Origin of the sequence: Helicobacter ailurogastricus, from assembly GCF_001282945.1 — a bacterium.
In the GTDB taxonomy this organism is placed as follows: Bacteria; Campylobacterota; Campylobacteria; order Campylobacterales; family Helicobacteraceae; genus Helicobacter; species Helicobacter ailurogastricus.
This window is the reverse complement of the sequence record NZ_CDMG01000009.1, coordinates 272,439-289,830: the sequence shown is the minus strand read 5'-3', so window position 1 is coordinate 289,830 and position 17,392 is coordinate 272,439. Positions and strand designations below refer to the sequence as shown.

The following is a 17,392-nucleotide window of genomic DNA, read 5'->3' as shown; positions in this document are numbered from 1 at the left end:
TATGGTTTGGTTTTTATGGCTCTTATCTGTGGCTTGCCTGCAGGCTCTTACTATCCAGACCATTCAGGATCTGTCCTTAAAGCAAAAAAGCGGGCACTTTAGCGGGGCTGTCTTTTACAAAAACACTGCCCAAAAGCAACTCATCGTAGAAGGAGTCTATCGACTTGAGGGCAATAAACTTTTCTTGCAGGCCTTGAGGCTTAAGAAGTTGCAAGCAATACAAGGGCGCACAACGCCCCAGCTAAAACCCGCCGTGCGCGTCTTAACCTTAACACAGCTTAAGGCCACGCAAGAGTTGGGCGCGCTTTTGCCTAGCAAAATCAACAAGGGTACGCGCATTTACTTTAAAGACCCTAGCCCTAAAAAAATGGCGCAAATGTTGGGCTTGCCCTACCAAGATTATGTGCGCTTTTCTCCCCAAGAGAAAACCATCTTTTTAAACCCCACAGCCCCGCAAAGCGCGTATTTACAATCAAGAGACGAGAGGGAAGAAACCCAAAACCCCAAAGAAAGAGAGAGTAAAATCAACCTAGAAAAACGCACCTACGCGCCCAAAACCACCACCGCTAAAAGCAGGACACGCTCCAGCACCACAAGGACAAGAAGCACTAGGAGTGCCACAAGTTCCACGAGAAGCCCAAGCTCAAGGGCTAAAACCACGCGTGAGAGAAGTGCTAACCCCACTTCTAGGGCTAGCTCAACAGCTACAAACGCCACAAGGGCAAGAAGTGTTAGAAGCAGCGGCACAAGCTCAAAGCGCACCACAAGGTCCAACACGAGAAGCACGCGGACAACGCGAAGCTCGAGCACACGCAGTACAAGAAGCGCAAGCCCCCGCACCACAAGACGCAGTACAGGCACACAAGATTACAGCCCACAAAGTCAAAACTTTAACCCACATGACAACCAAAACCAATCCCCAAACACACAAGCCCAACACTACAACCCCCCAAGCCAAAGTTCAGGCACAAGCGCGCCTCATTACAACCCAAGCCCCACCTACAACCCAAGTTACATGCCCTTGCCCCTAAATTATCCCCAAACAAGCACCCCAAGCCAAACCCCAAGCATGCCCACCAACAACACTCCCCAAAACCAAAGCACGCAAAAAGCCGCCCCTACACCCACCCCAAGCGACCTGATAGAATCTCCCAAAGAAACCCCAAAATCCACAGAGAGCAAAGAAAAACAACCCGAGCCAACAGAGCAACCCCAAGACAAGAAAGCCAAACAGCCCGAGCAAGAAAAACCCGAGCTAGAAGCCAAAAAATTAGAGCCCAATCCCAAAGCCACATTAGAGGTGCAAACGCATTTAGGCATGGGAGGCCCTCAGGAAGTGGCTTGCGGGTTTTGGACTTATGACGATGAGAAGTTACAGGCCAAACGCCCTAGTGTGGTGCGCGCTTTGGATAAAACCAGCGGGCAGTACTTAGACATCAGCCCCTGCGATTTTAAGGCGGATAGCGCTAGCGCTAAGGGGGCGGGCATCACTCTAGCCTATACAGAGTTGCCCCCCAAAATTGAAGTGCTAGGCCCCACCACGACCATGCACACCTTTATACTAAGCAAGGCAAATTACAGCGAAAGGCTGTGCTACAAGGCAAAGACCCGCCAATGCCTGCACATTGAGCCCAACACCACCACCGAATGGACCAGCACTTACTCCACCACCACCACAAAGACAACCAAGACCTACCAACGCCCCCCGCAAGTGGGACAAACCACCCCCACAGAATACAGCACCACCACAGAGGACACAAAAGCCGAAAGGAAGACAGACATTAAAAAGAACGACCTGCATTTAAGCCCCCAATTTATGGAGTTTGTGGAAGTCTATGAGAAGAAGTATTTAGACAGCCAAGTGGCGCACTCCAAAGAATATTTAGAGTGGCGTGAAAAGCATGTCCGCCCCAAGCAAGGCACTTGCAGTGAATACGAGATCGAAGAGCTGATTAAAAATAAGAAAGTGCGCCCAAGCATCCACAACACAAGAATCGTTTGTGTGAAGAGCGGGGATTATTTACTAGAAGAAAATAGCACCCAAGCATCCCCCTAGTTTTAAAAACTCTAAATCTCTTGCATACCAAAACATGCTTTTACGCCAACAAGCCCATTTGTTGCGCTACAATGTTTGCCTAAAACTCATTTGGAGACAATATGGCACTCACCATCATAGAAGTAGAAAGACAAACGGGCATCCCTTCACGCAAAATCCGCTTTTGGTGCGATAAGGGGCTCTTCCCCTTCGTGCAAAGCGATTCAAACGGCGTGCGTTACTTTTCTAAGAGCGATATTGCTTGGGTGGAGTGGGTGCAGTGTTTGCGTGCNNCCACAACGCAAAGCCCTTTTAGAAAAGCAATTAACAGCCTTGCACGCCCAGCTAGAAACGCTGCACCACGCCGAGCGCAAAATCGCCCATAAAATCGCACTTTACACGCAAATGATTGAGGAACAAAAGACTTTTTAAACCCCTTAAGCCCCACTTATCAAGGCAATCCTAAAAAGACCTCTTGACAAACACTAGGTGTTAGGTTTTATAATGCAAGCATCTAAAACTTTTAAGGAGTTTTTATGTTTTTGCGATCCTTGATCCTAGCCTCAGCCCTCACTTTAGGCGCACAAGCCCAGCCCTTTGAAAGCACGAGCCACGCCCCAAGCCACATACAAGGGGACAACTTTTATGTGAGCCCCAAGGTGCATGTCCAAGAAGTGCGTTTTAAAAACCAATACGGCTTAGAAGTGGCGGCGAAATTATTCATCCCCAAGGCGATACAAAAGGGCAAAAGATACCCCGCCCTGATTGTAGGCCACCCCATGGGAGCGGTGAAAGAGCAGACAAGCCAGCTTTACGCTACGAAGTTAGCCGAAAATGGCTTTGTTACCTTAAGCTTTGATTTGAGTTTTTGGGGGCAGAGTGCGGGCACGCCCCGCCACGCTGTTTTGCCAGACATGTATGTGGAGGACTTCAGTGCAGCGGTGGATTATTTAGGGACTAGAGGCTTTGTTGATCCAGAAAAAATCGGTGTAGTCGGGGTGTGTGGGAGTGGAGGCTTTGCTCTAGCCGCGGCTAAGATCGACCCACGCATTAAAGCCATCACCACGGTGAGCATGTATGACATGGGCGATGCCATAAGGCATGGGGTGCGTCATTCTGTCAGCAAGGCAGAGCGAGAGGCGTTTTTAAAAGAGGCGGCTAGTGAGCGTTACAGAGAGTTTAGCACGCATAAAATCACCCGCTACACAGTTGGCACGCCCACAAAGATTGACAAAAATTCAAGCCCCATTGCTAAAGAGTTTTACGACTTTTACCGCACCAAGAGGGGTGCATACACTCCACAGGGCGAAGACCCCAAGCTAGACACCAGCCCCCAGTTCTCTAGCGATGTCAAGTTCATCAACTTCTACCCCTTTGAGGACTTAGACAGCATTTCGCCCCGCCCTATTTTATTCATTACGGGCGATGAGGCACACTCTAGGGAGTTTAGCCAAAAAGCCTATGCCAAGGCAGCCCAGCCTAAAGAGCTTTACTATGAGGAGCTGGGCATGTGGATTTATACGACCGCGCCAATCTCATCCCCTTTGACAAAATCACGCAGTTTTTCCAAAAAAATCTCCATGTAAAGGATTAAACATGTCCATTTTAGTTGTTTTAGCCCACCCTAATTTGAGTACCCAATCACGGGTGAATAAAGCTCTCAAAGAAGCTTTAAGCTCTACAAGTGTGGAGATCAGCGATTTATACGCCCAGTACCCTAATTTTAAGATTGACATAGCAGGCGAGCAGGATAAACTCATCAAAGCAAAAAGCCTGGTGTTTCAATTCCCCATGTTTTGGTATTCTTGCCCTGCCTTACTCAAGCAATACTTTGACGATGTGCTGACTTATGGCTTTGCCTACGGCTCTAAGGGCAAAGCCTTAGCAGACAAAACATTTGCCCTTGCCATTAGTTTAGGGGCGCGTGAGGGGGATTTTCAAGGCAAATTTAGTTTAGAAAGTGTTTTAACCCCCTTTAGGGCCATCAGCCACTTCATCGGCACCAAGTATGCAGCACCATTTTTAACCTACGACACCGGCAACTTGAGCGACACCGCCCTACAAGCCCAAGCTAGAGGCTATCAAGAGTGGGTTAAGGGGCTGGCGTGAGAGATATTTTTGAGCGGGATTTAAGAGGGGAGATGGTGAGTATGGATGATCCCGAATTTCCTAAGCTTTATGGCGTGATCACCAACGCCCAAAAACTCATCCACAAACTCAACACACAAGAGTTAAGCCCTGAAGAAATACGCGTCTTGATGGGAGAGCTGACGAGCAGACCCTTTGATGCCACAAACACGATTTTACCGCCCCTTTATGTGGATTTTGGGCGCAATATCAACTTTGGTAAGCACTTTTTTATGAACTCTGCTTGTAGTTTTATGGATCGGGGAGGGATTGACATCGGCGATCATGTTTTCATCGCTCCCATTGTGGGGGGCAATCCGGCTAGAGTGCTTAAGCGCATAGAGGTGCAGCATGCGTAAGGGTTTGGCTTATTTATTTTTCTCTCTTGCCCTACTCGGGGCACACGCAGCACAAAGGACAGAGCATGCAAGAAGTGCATAGACAAGCGGAGTTTCAAGAGTTTCAAGGCACAAGCGACAAATTCAGCGGAAATGTGCGTATCCAAATCTTGTTTGGACCGAATCAATGGCGCAATTTTAGCGGGGGGATCGTGCATTTTAGTCCCAAAGCTAGAAGTGCATGGCACATCCACCCTGCAGGGCAAACCTTGTTAGTTACAGAGGGCGTAATTTACACGGGCACAGCCGATGGAAAAGTGAGCGTGGCGCACAGAGGCGATGTGATCTCTTGTCCGCCGGGAGTCAAGCACTGGCATGGAGCGGGGACACATACAAGCGGGGCGCATTTAGCCCTAACGGGGGATAAAAATGGAGAAAATGTCAAGTGGCTAGAAAAAGTCAGCGACACAGAGTACAACAAGGCAATAAACTCCCTAAAGCCTGCCAAGAGTGCCTTTAATCCCTTTGCAAATAGCCCTTTAAAGAGCGACTTGCACATGTATCACACCTTCAACCATTTTGCCATGCAAGAGGCTTTTAAGACTTCGGGCTTGGGCGTGCCCGAATACAGCCAAATTTTATTAGCATCCCTAGTGGCTCTAGGCTCTGTGCCCGCTTATGCGGGCGCGCTAGAGAGTGCGCTAGAGCATCAAGTCCGCCCAGTGGCCGTTCAAGAAATTTTATACCAAGCGATTCCCTATGTGGGCTTTGCACGGGTGCAAGACTTCTTAGAAACCACAAACCATGTTTTCCAAACTAGAGGGATTCACCTAGATTCACAAAAAGGGCTTTTACATACACAGAGGGCGCAAAGGGGTTTGGCGATCCAAAAAGAGATTTTCGGGCAAGTGATAGACCACATGAACGCTAACGCTCCTAAAGATGAGGCGCATATTTATCAATTTTTATCTGCGAACTGCTTTGGCGACTACTACACGCGCAAAGGGCTAGATTTACACTTTAGAGAGTTGCTGACCTTTGTCTATTTGCTCTCTTTAGGCGGAGCTGATAGCCAGCTAAAAGCCCATGTACAGGGCAATATCAACATGGGAAATAACCGCCACAAGCTCATTGGTGTCGTTACAGCCCTGATCCCTGTTATTGGCTACCCTAAAGCTCTAAACGCCCTAAAAGCCCTAGATATAACCACGGCACAACACAAAGAATAACACCCCAAAAGGCAGCACATGGCATACACAATCATAGAAGTAGAAAGACAAACGGGCATCTCTTCACGCAAAATCCGCTTTTGGTGCGATAAGGGGCTCTTCCCCTTCGTGCAAAGCGATTCAAACGGCGTGCGCTACTTTTCTAAAAGCGACATCGCATGGGAGTGGGTGCAGTGTTTGCGTGCAGCCAACTGCCCTAGCAGAGATTAAAAATTACATCAACCTATCCAAACAAGGGCTAAAAAGCGCACCACAACGCAAAGCCCTTTTAGAAAAGCAATTAACAGCCTTGCACGCCCAGCTAGAAACGCTGCACCACGCCGAGCGCAAAATCGCCCATAAAATCACGCTTTACACGCAAATGATTGAGGAGCAAAAAGACTTTTTAAACCCCTTAAGCCCCGCTTATAAAGATTCAAAATAACACTTAATAAAAGACAAATGCTCTTTTGCTATAGTAATGCGCCAAGCCTTAAGGAGCAAAAGCTGAAAAATTGGAGTTTTCATGTATCGATTGAAAGTTTTTGGGTTAATGGCATTAGCCACGCTTGCCCTTGCAAAAGATCTAGACAAGACACAAAATACCCTAGATCATATGCCACCCCCTTTGATGGGCAAAATGCATCCCCTCAACACGCAAAATGTGGGGCGCAAATACCTAGACATTGCCTACGCCACACAATCGCAAGCCCAAAAGCTAGACATCTATTTACCTAAAGCGAGCAAAGCCCCCTACCCTGTGATCTTAGCCATCCACGGGGGTGGATTTGCCTTTGGGGACAAGGCTTCAGGGGAGGTTAATCCCCAAATGCACGCTTTGAAGCTGGGCTATGCGGTGGTGAGCGTAAATTACCGCCTTTCCAAAGAAGCTACATTCCCTATGGCGATTTACGACCTTAAAGCCGCCGTGCGCTTTATTAAAGCCCACGCCACGCAATACCATTTAAATCCAAATAAAATCATCGCGTGGGGGGATTCGGCTGGGGGCAATTTGGCTTCTATGCTAGGCACAACGGCGTTTCACTCCGAACTAGAGGATTTAAGTATGGGGAATGCCAAACAAACAAGCCAAGTCAATGCGGTTGTGGATTTTTATGGCCCCATAGATTTTAAAGTGATGGATACACAATTCAAACAAAGCGGGCAACAACCACGCAGAAAACACAGCGTCAACGCCCCCGACTCAGCAGAATCGCGATACATGGGCGTTGCAATCCCTAAAATCCCCTATCTTGTGGAGTTTGCCAACCCCACCAGCTACATCTCTAAAAACACACCCCCCTTTTTTATTATGAATGGCTCTAAAGACCCCATCGTGCCGACGGAACAAAGCGTGCTTTTTGCAAAGGCTTTGCAAAAGATGTTGGGTAAAGATAAGGTGGTTTATATCCAATTGCCCGGCGTGGGGCATGGCGGCCGGGCCTTTGAGGAGCCTAAAAATTTAGCCCCCATCTTTGCCTTTTTAAAGAAGTGGCATTTAGCCCCCTTGCATTAACTTAACTAAACCCCTTGACAAACACTAGGTGTCAGGTTTTATAATCCAGGCACCTTCAAAATCAAGGAGAGTTTATGATATATAGAGCATTAGGTACATTTCAAGTCAGCCCCCTAGCTTTGGGTTGTATGGGGATGAGTTTTGGTTACGCCCAAATTCACGAAAAAGACAAAATGGTTAAACTCATCCACAAAGCTTTTGAGCTAGGGATGAACTTTTTTGACACGGCTGAAGGCTACGGGGCTTACAATGAGGAATTATTAGGCGAGGCGATCAAACCCTTTAAGGATCAAGTGATCATTGCGAGCAAGTTTGGCATTTATCAAGAAAAAGAGGGGAGTTGGGACTTACGCCTAGATTCAAGCCCTAAGCGCATCAAGCAAGCCTTAGAGGGGAGCTTAAAACGCTTGGGAGTGGAGTGTTTGGACTTGTATTACCAGCATAGGGTCGACCCAAAAGTGCCCATTGAAGAGGTCGCTTCCACCATGCAAGAGCTCATCAAAGAGGGCAAGATCAAGGCGTGGGGCATGAGTGAAGCGGGCTTACCCAGCCTACAAAAAGCACACCGAATTTGCCATTTAAGCGCACTGCAAAGCGAATACTCATTGTGGCACCGCGCGCCTGAGAAAGAGATTTTGGGTTTTTGTGAGGCACATCACATCACTTTTGTGGGTTTTTCGCCTTTAGCTAAAGGTTTCTTTGGGGGCAAGATGGCTAAAAACGCCACCTTTGCCAAAGAGGACTTTAGAAGTGTCGTGCCTAAGTTTAGCCCTGAGAATTTGGCACAAAACTACGCTTTAGTGGAGTTGCTGCAAGACACTGCCAAGAGCAAAAACGCCACACCCGCCCAAATTGCCATCTCTTGGATTTTACACATGCAAAAGGCAGTGATCCCTTTATTTGGCACGACCAAAGAAGAACGCTTGGTAGAAAACATCGGGGCTTTAAGCGTGCCATGGCAAGCGGGCGAACTAGAGGACTTTAACAAAAAGCTAGAACAAATCACCATAGTCGGAGAGAGATACCCGACAAATCTTAATGACAAGGTCGGCAAATGAAACAGCCTAACAACCCAAAACGGCGTGCCTTGTTAGCCAGTGCGTGTATCGGGGGGTCTTTACTCTCTCTTGCCATGCTAGAGGCTAGGGGGCAGGGCGCGCCTAAAAGTGCGCCTAAAAAGCGTTTTTTAGGCAAGTTAGAGGTTTCTTGTTTGGGGCTTGGCGTGCAAAACATGGGGCGCAAATACGACACTTCTGTGCCCTACCGCCCTGAAATGATCGCTGTGATCCGCCGCGCTTTTGAGGAGGGGGTAACTTTCTTTGATACAGCAGAAGCTTATGGTCCGTTTGAGTCCGAGAGGATTTTAGGCGAAGCCGTTGCGCCTTTTAGAAAAAAAGTGGTGATTGCGACCAAATTTGGTTTTGACATCGATCAAAAAACGGGCAAGCGCGGACCCGGTCGCAACAGCAAACCCGAACACATTAAAGTAGTCGTGCATCATATGCTTAAACGGCTACGCACCGACTACATTGACCTACTCTACCAACACCGAGTCGATCCAGAGGTGCCGATTGAGGATGTCGCTGGGGTTGTGGGGGATTTGATGCAACAAGGCAAGGTTTTACACTGGGGGTTGTCTTAAGATGGGTTTGCAAACTTTAAGGCGCACCCATGCCACTTTACCCGTGAGTGCTCTGCATTGCAAGCATTCGATGCTGCTAGATCGATCAAGATACCCGTTTTGCAAAGGGGGATTTTAGAACGATAGAAAGCCATTGGCTAAAAGCCCACCATTGTGCCCATCCCCGGCACAACAAACAAAGACCACATGCTGGTTAACACCGCTGCTAGCGCGCTCACATTAAGCCCTCATGAAACGCAAGAGATCGACACCACCTGTAGCCATCAACATTTAAGGCGCGCGCTTGCCCGATTTTGTGTAAGCGTATTCAGGGGTAGAAGCCCCGCTCAAAAAGTAGGGTCAATTAACCCCACGCCGCCACTTAAGAATGCCTTGAGGCGTTAGCGGGGTTTTAGCCCACAATCTTAACTATAGATTAAGGCTAGTAGCCATGGGATATAAGGGGCTAAACGGACTAAATGGCTAAAGGCTTCTTTGATGAGTTGGTATTTTACCGCCCCTTCAATGCTCGTGGCTATTGAGCTGCCGATCTTCTCACTCGTGGCAGGCTTAATGTTTCTAGCCAACTTTCTCTTGCAGTGTTGGCATGCACGGCCTTTAAAGTTTAGATACACAGACTAAAGCGAAAATTAAAAAGAGGGGCAAGGGTTAAAAAACGCGCGCGCGTTTAAGCCACATTAGGCTAAAACCAAGGATTGGCACTTGTGGTGTCTTTGTTGTTTGGGTTGGTGGAAAAATGCAATGCGCTTTTTGCAACGCACTTTGGAAGGGTTGGCTGCAGGACCCCCAAACAAGAAGACCACATCGTCTGCTGATAGTTTTAGCAACGGTGCCCGTGTTCGCCCAAACCCTGCACTAACACCTAACCCCCCCTATAAGGGGGCGACAAGTGCTAAAACTATTGTGGCAAACAATCCCTTAACAATCTTTAACAATCTTTGAACCCTTGTTTGCTTGTGCTTTTTGGCTTAAAATCGCTTACACACTTGAAAAGGAGAGTTATATGGATGAAGAGACACTAAGCCACAAGAGCAAGAGGCCTTAAAGCAGATACAAAGCGCCACATGCTAGCCGAGAAAGAGCCATGCGCTCATTGAGAACAACACCATCGCCGACATCTTCGATGGAAGCGCTTTGCCCCAATACAACCCGCACATGTTAAACATTGTCCCCATCCCCAAAGACAAGGCGCATTTATACGCTGTGGGCGGGCGGGTCAAAGAAGGTAAATTAGTGCCCATGAGCTTACAAGGGGCCAAAGAGTGCAAAAAAGCGCAGGTGGATGGCCTTTTTGAGCGCACAGCACTGGATTTACACAACGAGAATGTGGGATAACACCCATCGTGGTGGATATGGTTTAAGGCACTCTCTAAATACCCGATGCTGGTTAGATTATAACCTTTAAGCCCTCAGTGAGCCCTAATATCTCATCATGGATTTCAATCGCCGTTTTCAAATAAATCAAGAAAAACCACAAAACAAACTAATCCTCACTTCAAAGCTCCTCTCTTGGGGGGTTTTGGGGCTTGCCCCAAGAGCAATTTTGATCTAGCTATTAAGCCAACTAAAGCACATAATTCGTAATCAATACCTCTTGACTGGGGGTGTGTTTGTGCTTGGCTTGGTAGCTGGAATTGGCGTAGCTGTGCTTTAGGGGGTAGATGTGCCACCTTTGCGCCTTACACCACTCTAAGAGCAAATCATGCTTTGCCCCCTTGTGTGCGAGCACATTAGAGAGCGCAAACTTAATGCCCCTGTGGCTGGCTCTCTTTAAAAAATGCAACAAGTCTAGCTCATCGCCCACAGACCATCCCCCATTTTCGTTATAGCTTGCACAGCCCAAGAGATAGGGTGGATCAAGATAGAGAAAGTCATTAGCGGTCAAGGCATTTAAATCCATCGCCCTAAAGTCCATGCATAAAAAAGAGCTCTCTTGAATCTTTGCTTGAAAAAGCCCTAACTTGCGCCTAAGCCTTGCATTGAAATCCCGATTGCCTGCAGGCAAATTAAAGTCCCCCCTAGCGTTGAAACGCATTTGGTTGTTGAAGGCAAAGATCAGCAACACCAGCAACAATAAGGGCTCTTTGCTTTGGTTATAACTCTCCCTTAGCCTTAAAAATGCGGGCTTGTTGTGTGTGCTTAAACCCGTGTTAGAGGTAGTGTTGTAGTGGCTATAGCCCCACAGATACGACTGGCTGAGCCCATGCTTGGTGATGACTTGATCGATTTGTTGCTCTAAATTAGGGGTGCTTTGGATGTATGCCAACAGCTCAATCAAGGCGGGGTTTTTATCCACCCCCACCACACGATGTGCCCTAACATTGCTCCCCACATTAAACCCCCCACAAAAGATGTCGTAAAAGGTGTGGATGTTGGGGGGGAGTTTGGGGAGTATTTGGGGCAAGAGTCGAAATTTACCCCCCGTGTAGTTAAGGGGTGATTGGATCAAGTGCTGCCTTAGCCTGTGGGTTTTTTAAACTAGCTTTAAGTTTATGGGGATGGACAGCACATAAAAACAGCCGTTCTTGGTGGTTGGCGATGGCGGACTTGCCCGCACTAAAGGGGGTACAATCCTTGCCAAAAACAGACACCACGCCCTTTTGCCCCAAAATCTCTAAAATGTCGGCATCGCTGATCTTGGTGTTGGATCGGGGGTTTGCACTATGGGTGTTGTTGTAAGAAAAGAGAATATAACGGGCTTGCAGGCTGTATATCAGCTCTTTAAAATGCACTTTGGCATCTTTTAGGCAATACTGGCTTCTTAGTGCCCTCAAGTCCATTTTGCCCGCACTCCCAAAGACGGGGGGTTTGGTGTTGCGGGCGATGTTCTCCAAGAAGTGGTAGGCGTTGGCGTATTGGCGTGAGTTATAAGGGGGGTCAAGATAGACAATGTCGGCTACTAGGCACTTAGCGAGCGTATTGGCATCCATGTTGAAAATTTGGTTATGGGTGTTGTGGGTGTCAGCAATTAGGGGCATGCGCAACTCTAGAGACATGTCTAGTTCCCCATTTTTGCGGTAGGCATCGTAATGCCCCACCGTGTTGGCGATCCGATCGATGGCATAAAGGAGAGAAGTGAGCAAAATAGAATACTCCCGCTCATTAATTTCTTTTTCTTTAAGTTTTCTGTCTAGGTCGTCTCTCATAAAGCCCACTTTTTGCAGGTTTTGGGTGCTTAAGTAGGTGTTGGCAAAGGTTTGGCTGTAGTAGTTGTCGGCTAAGTCTGTGGCATGGTTGTAATGTTCTAGCAAGTGCAGAATCAAACCCCTATCATAGGGCAAATTAGAGAAAAAGCACACATAGGCGTGGTAATTGCACGCCAAAAGGTCATTGACCACGATGTCAAAGCTGGGGTTGAAATGGTGGGCGACAACCCCCGTGCCCGCAAAGAGATCGGCAAAGCTCTTGCACCCATGCGTGTGCTCATGCACCACCTGTGCGATCAAGTCTAGCATGTGCGCCTTGCCCCCCAAATAACGGCGATTAGAGATGCCAAAAGTTTTCATGGGGTGCATAGAGTTTCTATGGCTTGCCAAATTTCTTTATGCCAAGTGTGGGCAATGGGTTTGGGGTTGTTGTAGCTGTAGCCTTTAAAAATCGTGGCGATCAATGCCTCAAAGTCAGGCTTTTTCTCCAAAAGGTAGCTGAGCTGTTTAGTATCCAAAGCAAAGATTTTAACCCCCTGTGTGCTGAACTTATGGCGTGTGTGCTGAAGTTGTATGTAGGCACTGGCTCTAAAAAGATTGATGACATTTGTATCAAGTTTGTCGGCGATGAAAAAGACATAAGAGTTTCGCCTTTGCTGGTTGTTTTGGGCGGTTAGGCTTGTGCCATGCCTAATGACGGGCTCTAGCTCCCCCCGCTTTTGGGCGTTTTGATCCATTAGGGTAACTTCTAGCATGGTATCAAACTCGGCATGGCGTGCAATGATGTCGCCATCCCCACCCGGGGCGTGCGATAAGGGCAAGCCATCGGCATCTAGACTTAATTTCATGCTATCTCGTAGATTGAAGTCCTTGCCACTGATCCTATGCCACACAAGGGCACTGATGTATTCAAAGATGGTCGGTACGCTGGCGTTGTCTGTAACTTCTTTTTGGATTTGGGGGTGTTGCTTTTTATCGCCAAACAGCCCTAAAAGAGTGCAAAGCTGGCTGTCTGTGTAACGACTCGCAAGCTTGGCTTCAAATTGGCGGTCGTATTGGTGTTTAAAAAAATCTTTTGTGGAGATTTGGGGCGCAATTTGGCATTTAGCCCTAATACGCTTTTCAAGGCTCTCTAGGGCATTTTGGTCTAGGTTTAGAATTTCTATCAGGGTTAGGTCTTGCTGAAGGCTGAGAGCCATTCTAGGGGGCAAGGATTGCGTATGCAAGATGATTCGGTTTTCAAGGCTAAAAATTTCTTGAATCACTTCTCTTTGGTGTAGGCTTACCAAGCCATTGCTAAAGCTGATGATCCCCGAAACCCTAAAGACACGGATCAGGACATCACTATACTCTTGCACAAGGTCGTGGTGCTTAGAGTGGCGATACATCTCGTAGAATTGGCGGTTAAATTCTTGTAGATTGGGTGCGTTAAATAGGGCGTTTTCTTTGCTAATGAGCGACTCTATGAAAAAGGGCTTGCCAAACCCAAAGGCTTTAATAATAGCTAGATCAGAGCTAATGGCATGCAACTTCTCTAGGTTTTCAGGAGTTTTGGCGTGGTAAAATTCTAGGCAAGCTTGGTAGAATTGCCAATAAAAGATTGTTGTTTCTTGGCTTTTGCGGTTTTTAAAGTGGGTGCTAAATTGTGTGTTTTTGATGGGGGTGTTTGCAAAATGCATTTCTTGGCTATCTGTGCATAGCGTGTCGATAAAAGCATCGATGTCTTGCTTGTTCTCTAAAACCCTTTGGTAGCCATCGAAGATGCTTGTCAGTTGTTCTGCGTGTTGTGTGGGTTCTAAACTTAATAAAATCTTGCAAAAGTGATCTTGGGGGATTTGTGGGTGTCTAAGCAAGAGTGCAAGGGCTATACGGTAAATGTAAAGGGCACATCCCCCTCGATACACCCCTAATTTAAAAAGTTGCCGTAAAAAGGCAAGGTTATCTGCTTTTAAACCCAGTAAGTTTTCTAAAAAGTCCGGTTCAATTTTGTTTTGCAAAAAGGCTAACCTGCTGGGGTCAATACCCGTTTGTCGTCTATAAAGCCTATTTTAACAAGTGCATTGCTGTAGGTTCTTGCCCGCTTGGCTTGTTCTGCTGGAGCGATGTCTTTTTCTGGTGGCTTGATGAGACCACTTTCTAACACATAGCGGTAAAACAACTCTTGCGAGCCGTTGTGTATATCCCACTCTAAGGGCAACTCATGCAAACCCTGAAGTAGGATTTTGTAGTCGCTGGCAATCTCTTTACGCCTAAAACTGGTGTCGCCAAGATTGATGGGTGTATTTGGTCTTTTGGTTATCATCTGTGGGTTATCTTTTTGTTTATTTATGATTTTAGCATGCTTCACAAATTGTTCGTTGTAGATCCCTTGTATTCTTAACACCCTACAATCCAATCCCCATAGTCCCTTTTACTCTAAATTGGAGCTCCCAAATCCTAACCTTCTACTCTACGACCCCTTAAAAGTCCTTTGACACTATATCTTACAACCCTAAAATGTTCCACAACCAACACAGTGACCCCACCATCTCCAACTTCTGTTTTAAAATCAAAAACCATCTACACTGTAAAAGCGTGATAAAGCCACAAAACAACTAATCCTCTATGTGCTTTGCCTTGTTTTGTCTTTTTGTATGGATAAACTTTTGCATGGGTAAATCTCAAAGAGAGTTTTAAAGTAAGAGACTGTGTTGATTTTGAAGTTTTTTAGTGTGAATTATCTTTTTGTGGTTTTGCTTGTTTGCCCAGATAGCATTTCTAACCCACTAGAAGGCTCTACACAATAAATAAATGTTTAAACGCAATTCTTGAAATCCTCTAGTCTTTGTTTGTTTCTAAAGCTACAAAATCACCTTATTTGCAGATCGATGTCTTTTGGAGTTTTGCTTTTTTGTTTCTAAAACAAAACAACACCTAACAGTGGCTTGGCATGTGTTTTTACCAATAATTATTTCAAATCGTTTAAAGCTACAAACTGCTTGCGGATGGGTTTTTAGAGTTTAAAAGCTTAAGATCACCTTTTCATAGCTCTTCTCACTAAGCTTTTCGATTTGGCAACACAATTTGGTAAGACCATTATAACACGGACGCGGTTTTTGAAAAGTTTTTTGTATTTGGTTTTTATGATTTGGAATAAATGTATATTTAATCATGGAGAAATTGCGTTACCCTATTCAGTCTTTAATCTTAAGTAAAAAATATATTGAGTTGGTTTTTAACCACAAAATTCCGCTAACTAAAAAAGGGCAAAATGGATAAAGAGCAACCCATTTAATTCTTTTAATCCCTTTATCGCTTCGTCAATGAGCTTGAAATCCTCAAAAGTTTCGTTCTTTTTGAGGGCACTATCTGTGTACCTAAAGCACCACACGCCAAAATTCTATGCAATTTATTTTAAATAGTTTAAGACCAAGCGGGCGTAATAGCTAGCGGCGCGGGCCAAGAGCGCATCGTTAAAAACATAGCTAGAGGTGTGCAGATAATGGGTATTCTCGTTTTCTAAAAAAGCATAAGCACAGGGGCGTAACTGGGCAAAGTAGCCAAAATCCTCGCTGCCCATCGCTGCGGGGTATTCAAAGCAACAAGCCTCTTTGCCAAAAACCTCCAGTGCCACCTCTTGGGCGAAGGCAGTGGCCTTGGGGTCATTAAACATAATGGTGGCAGCAGCTTGCTTTGTGATCTCAATTTCTACTCCGTGAGCCAAAGCGATCCCCTTAGCAATTTTGCTGATGTGCTCGGCCACGATCTCTTGGCTTTCAGCGTCTAAGGCACGCACACTTAGTTTTAGCGTGGCGCGATCGGGGATGATGTTAAAAGTGTTGCCTGCATTAAACGCGCCCACACTCACCACTGCGCTGTGCTGGGGATCGATGTTCCTAGAAACAATGCTTTGCAAGGCCACCACCAACAAAGAAGCGGCCAAAACAGGGTCTTTGCATTTTTCAGGCGCGCTCCCATGCCCGCCTTGTCCCTTAATCTCTATCGTGTAACTATCCGCACTTGCCATGACTGCCCCGCTCTCAAGGTAGATTTTTTTATCTGTGCCAAGAGGTATGTTGTGCCAGCCAAAGATCATGTCGCTGTCAAACCTTTCTAATAACCCATCTTCAAGCATCGCCTTAGCCCCTCCAAGGCCCTCTTCAGCGGGCTGGAGGTAAAGGTTTAGTATCCCGTTAAACTCTTGACTAGCTAGGTATTTAGCCGCTAGCAACAAAGATGCGCTGTGCCCGTCATGCCCGCAGGCGTGCATGCGATTGGGGATTTGACTCTTGTAGGGCAGGTCATTATGCTCTGGCATGGGAAGAGCGTCCATGTCCGCTCTTAAGCCAATTTTCTTAGCCAAATTGCCCTTTTTAAGCACCCCCACCACGCCGGTTTTGCCCACGCCCGTATGCACCTCGTAGCCAAATTCTTTTAACTTGTCGGCCACCAACCCAGAAGTCAGCACTTCTTCAAAACCCAATTCGGGGTCTTGGTGAATCTGCTGGCGGATCGCTTGAAACTCCTCTTGCATCGCAACAATCTCTGGGATTAAAGGCATGGCTTCTCCTTATAATGGCTTTTAAAAAACAAGAGCTGATTTTACGCTGTGTTTGTAAATAAAATGTTGTTTGCAACTTGGCTAAATGTTATGTGATCGCCGTTATTTTTACATATCGTAACCGCACCGATGTGGTGGTGCTGGATGCAACCACGCAGAGTGTATATATTGTGTTGTGGTTGAACTCAAAAGCCCTCAATTTAAGGAGTCTCCTAAGTTAAAGCTGTGCTAATGCCACTGGCGCGCCCTTGTGCGTGTGGTGCAATGGCCTTGATTTTATGGTGTGGAGGCGCAAAGACTCTAATCTTTTTACAAAATTGTGGCATTTACCCAAGGCCAATCAAAACATAAAAAACGCCTTGAGCGCGCGTTTTACCTATATGGACTTGCAAGAACAAGATATTTTGCAGAGCGAGAAGGTGGGTTTAAAAGATCGAATCCTCTTGATTGAAGATGATGTTTTGGCTAATAGCGGAGAAAATGCCTTTGAGGAGGTGTTTAAGCTCATTTTTCCAAGCTTTATGATGAATTACAAGCCTACTGCTACGACAAGGACAAATTTACAAGACAGAGGGTTTGCCTAAAAATGAAACGATCGGCGCTGAAGAGAAAATCCCCAAAGCGGCTGACTATGTCAAAGATCATGTTTTTGCCATCGACTTTGACCCTCGCATTACTAGAATTTCTAAAATGCTCAATCTCATCGCCGGGGATGGGCATAGCAATGTTTTTAGCTCAACTCTCTTGATTTTTCTAGGTGGCATGCCCAAAAGGACATCGATAAAGCCACAAAGACTTTCAATAAAAATTTTGAAAAGCTTGAAAAGAAGTTGCCCCTAG

At 46.5% G+C, this 17,392-nt stretch carries 18 protein-coding genes and 1 pseudogene; 13 read left to right on the top strand and 6 right to left on the bottom strand.

The features are described 5' to 3' along the window. Position 1 precedes the first annotated feature (1 nt). From HAL07_RS06765 to HAL07_RS06715, 11 genes and pseudogenes are all read left to right on the top strand, one after another. Positions 2–2,056: a hypothetical protein gene (locus tag HAL07_RS06765; protein WP_053945538.1), complete on the top strand. Its 2,055-nt coding sequence runs from the start codon at positions 2–4 to the stop codon at positions 2,054–2,056. A gap of 101 nt (positions 2,057–2,157) precedes the next feature. Next, a pseudogene (locus HAL07_RS06760) lies at positions 2,158–2,514 on the top strand (MerR family transcriptional regulator). A 57-nt stretch (positions 2,515–2,571) separates the two neighbouring features. Continuing rightward, positions 2,572–3,621, top strand: coding sequence for an alpha/beta hydrolase (locus HAL07_RS06755; protein ID WP_202903493.1), 1,050 nt, complete (start codon positions 2,572–2,574; stop codon positions 3,619–3,621). A gap of 10 nt (positions 3,622–3,631) precedes the next feature. Further along, positions 3,632–4,144, top strand: coding sequence for an NAD(P)H-dependent oxidoreductase (locus tag HAL07_RS06750; RefSeq protein WP_053945537.1), 513 nt, complete (start codon positions 3,632–3,634; stop codon positions 4,142–4,144). Continuing rightward, entirely contained in the window at positions 4,141–4,521 is a 381-nt protein-coding gene (locus HAL07_RS06745) for an LbetaH domain-containing protein (RefSeq protein ID WP_053945536.1), read from the top strand. Before HAL07_RS06750 ends, HAL07_RS06745 begins: the two co-directional genes overlap by 4 nt. 65 nt (positions 4,522–4,586) lie before the next feature. After that, the gene (locus HAL07_RS08460; protein WP_082355929.1) at positions 4,587–5,729 is read left to right on the top strand and encodes a cupin domain-containing carboxymuconolactone decarboxylase family protein; all 1,143 of its coding nucleotides are present in this window, start codon (positions 4,587–4,589) and stop codon (positions 5,727–5,729) included. Between the two features lie 18 nt (positions 5,730–5,747). Beyond that, positions 5,748–5,939: a MerR family transcriptional regulator gene (locus HAL07_RS06735; protein WP_082355927.1), complete on the top strand. Its 192-nt coding sequence runs from the start codon at positions 5,748–5,750 to the stop codon at positions 5,937–5,939. Then, a complete protein-coding gene (locus HAL07_RS06730; RefSeq protein ID WP_082355925.1) occupies positions 5,911–6,153 on the top strand; it encodes a MerR family transcriptional regulator in 243 nt (80 codons plus the stop codon). Before HAL07_RS06735 ends, HAL07_RS06730 begins: the two co-directional genes overlap by 29 nt. A gap of 81 nt (positions 6,154–6,234) precedes the next feature. After that, positions 6,235–7,224, top strand: coding sequence for an alpha/beta hydrolase (locus HAL07_RS06725; RefSeq protein WP_238374504.1), 990 nt, complete (start codon positions 6,235–6,237; stop codon positions 7,222–7,224). Between the two features lie 74 nt (positions 7,225–7,298). Continuing rightward, a complete protein-coding gene (locus HAL07_RS06720) occupies positions 7,299–8,282 on the top strand; it encodes an aldo/keto reductase (protein WP_053945535.1) in 984 nt (327 codons plus the stop codon). Further along, positions 8,279–8,866, top strand: coding sequence for an aldo/keto reductase (locus HAL07_RS06715; RefSeq protein ID WP_199767027.1), 588 nt, complete (start codon positions 8,279–8,281; stop codon positions 8,864–8,866). Before HAL07_RS06720 ends, HAL07_RS06715 begins: the two co-directional genes overlap by 4 nt. A 404-nt stretch (positions 8,867–9,270) precedes the next feature. Here the strand turns inward: HAL07_RS06715 and HAL07_RS07980 are convergent, their stop codons facing one another. Next, positions 9,271–9,432 (bottom strand): hypothetical protein, encoded by a 162-nt coding sequence (locus tag HAL07_RS07980; protein ID WP_156295958.1) that lies wholly within the window; start codon positions 9,430–9,432, stop codon positions 9,271–9,273. A 568-nt stretch (positions 9,433–10,000) separates the two neighbouring features. Here HAL07_RS07980 and HAL07_RS06705 point away from each other — a divergent pair. Beyond that, positions 10,001–10,201: a hypothetical protein gene (locus tag HAL07_RS06705; RefSeq protein ID WP_053945533.1), complete on the top strand. Its 201-nt coding sequence runs from the start codon at positions 10,001–10,003 to the stop codon at positions 10,199–10,201. Between the two features lie 229 nt (positions 10,202–10,430). Here the strand turns inward: HAL07_RS06705 and HAL07_RS06700 are convergent, their stop codons facing one another. The 5 genes from HAL07_RS06700 to HAL07_RS06685 all read right to left on the bottom strand — a co-directional run bounded on the left by HAL07_RS06700 (position 10,431) and on the right by HAL07_RS06685 (position 16,552). Beyond that, positions 10,431–11,315, bottom strand: a complete 885-nt coding sequence (locus HAL07_RS06700; protein WP_082355923.1) for a DNA adenine methylase — start codon at positions 11,313–11,315, stop codon at positions 10,431–10,433. After that, positions 11,296–12,372, bottom strand: coding sequence for a DNA adenine methylase (locus HAL07_RS06695; protein ID WP_082355998.1), 1,077 nt, complete (start codon positions 12,370–12,372; stop codon positions 11,296–11,298). The genes HAL07_RS06700 and HAL07_RS06695 overlap by 20 nt, the downstream gene beginning before the upstream one ends. Continuing rightward, on the bottom strand, positions 12,369–14,009 hold the full coding sequence (locus HAL07_RS06690) for an AlwI family type II restriction endonuclease (protein WP_238374503.1): 1,641 nt from the start codon (positions 14,007–14,009) through the stop codon (positions 12,369–12,371). The genes HAL07_RS06695 and HAL07_RS06690 overlap by 4 nt, the downstream gene beginning before the upstream one ends. Before the next feature lie 5 nt (positions 14,010–14,014). After that, the gene (locus HAL07_RS08235; RefSeq protein ID WP_238374502.1) at positions 14,015–14,314 is read right to left on the bottom strand and encodes a hypothetical protein; all 300 of its coding nucleotides are present in this window, start codon (positions 14,312–14,314) and stop codon (positions 14,015–14,017) included. Positions 14,315–15,400: 1,086 nt separating this feature from the next. Beyond that, the gene (locus HAL07_RS06685) at positions 15,401–16,552 is read right to left on the bottom strand and encodes an amidohydrolase (protein ID WP_053945531.1); all 1,152 of its coding nucleotides are present in this window, start codon (positions 16,550–16,552) and stop codon (positions 15,401–15,403) included. A gap of 278 nt (positions 16,553–16,830) precedes the next feature. Between HAL07_RS06685 and HAL07_RS06680 the strand changes: the two genes are divergently transcribed. Next, positions 16,831–17,136, top strand: coding sequence for a hypothetical protein (locus tag HAL07_RS06680; RefSeq protein WP_156295957.1), 306 nt, complete (start codon positions 16,831–16,833; stop codon positions 17,134–17,136). The last annotated feature ends 256 nt before the right edge of the window (positions 17,137–17,392 follow it).

Excerpts from the sequence above, each read along its gene's own strand:
- HAL07_RS06725 (WP_238374504.1), top strand. The coding sequence starts at position 6,235 with ATGTATCGATTGAAAGTTTTTGGGTTAATGGCATTAGCCACGCTTGCC.
- HAL07_RS06695 (WP_082355998.1), bottom strand. The coding sequence starts at position 12,372 with ATGAAAACTTTTGGCATCTCTAATCGCCGTTATTTGGGGGGCAAGGCG.
- HAL07_RS06685 (WP_053945531.1), bottom strand. The coding sequence starts at position 16,552 with ATGCCTTTAATCCCAGAGATTGTTGCGATGCAAGAGGAGTTTCAAGCG.
- HAL07_RS06680 (WP_156295957.1), top strand. The coding sequence starts at position 16,831 with ATGGTGTGGAGGCGCAAAGACTCTAATCTTTTTACAAAATTGTGGCAT.
- HAL07_RS06750 (WP_053945537.1), top strand. The coding sequence starts at position 3,632 with ATGTCCATTTTAGTTGTTTTAGCCCACCCTAATTTGAGTACCCAATCA.
- HAL07_RS06715 (WP_199767027.1), top strand. The coding sequence starts at position 8,279 with ATGAAACAGCCTAACAACCCAAAACGGCGTGCCTTGTTAGCCAGTGCG.
- HAL07_RS06755 (WP_202903493.1), top strand. The coding sequence starts at position 2,572 with ATGTTTTTGCGATCCTTGATCCTAGCCTCAGCCCTCACTTTAGGCGCA.
- HAL07_RS06765 (WP_053945538.1), top strand. The coding sequence starts at position 2 with ATGGTTTGGTTTTTATGGCTCTTATCTGTGGCTTGCCTGCAGGCTCTT.
- HAL07_RS08460 (WP_082355929.1), top strand. The coding sequence starts at position 4,587 with ATGCAAGAAGTGCATAGACAAGCGGAGTTTCAAGAGTTTCAAGGCACA.
- HAL07_RS06735 (WP_082355927.1), top strand. The coding sequence starts at position 5,748 with ATGGCATACACAATCATAGAAGTAGAAAGACAAACGGGCATCTCTTCA.
- HAL07_RS08235 (WP_238374502.1), bottom strand. The coding sequence starts at position 14,314 with ATGATAACCAAAAGACCAAATACACCCATCAATCTTGGCGACACCAGT.
- HAL07_RS06720 (WP_053945535.1), top strand. The coding sequence starts at position 7,299 with ATGATATATAGAGCATTAGGTACATTTCAAGTCAGCCCCCTAGCTTTG.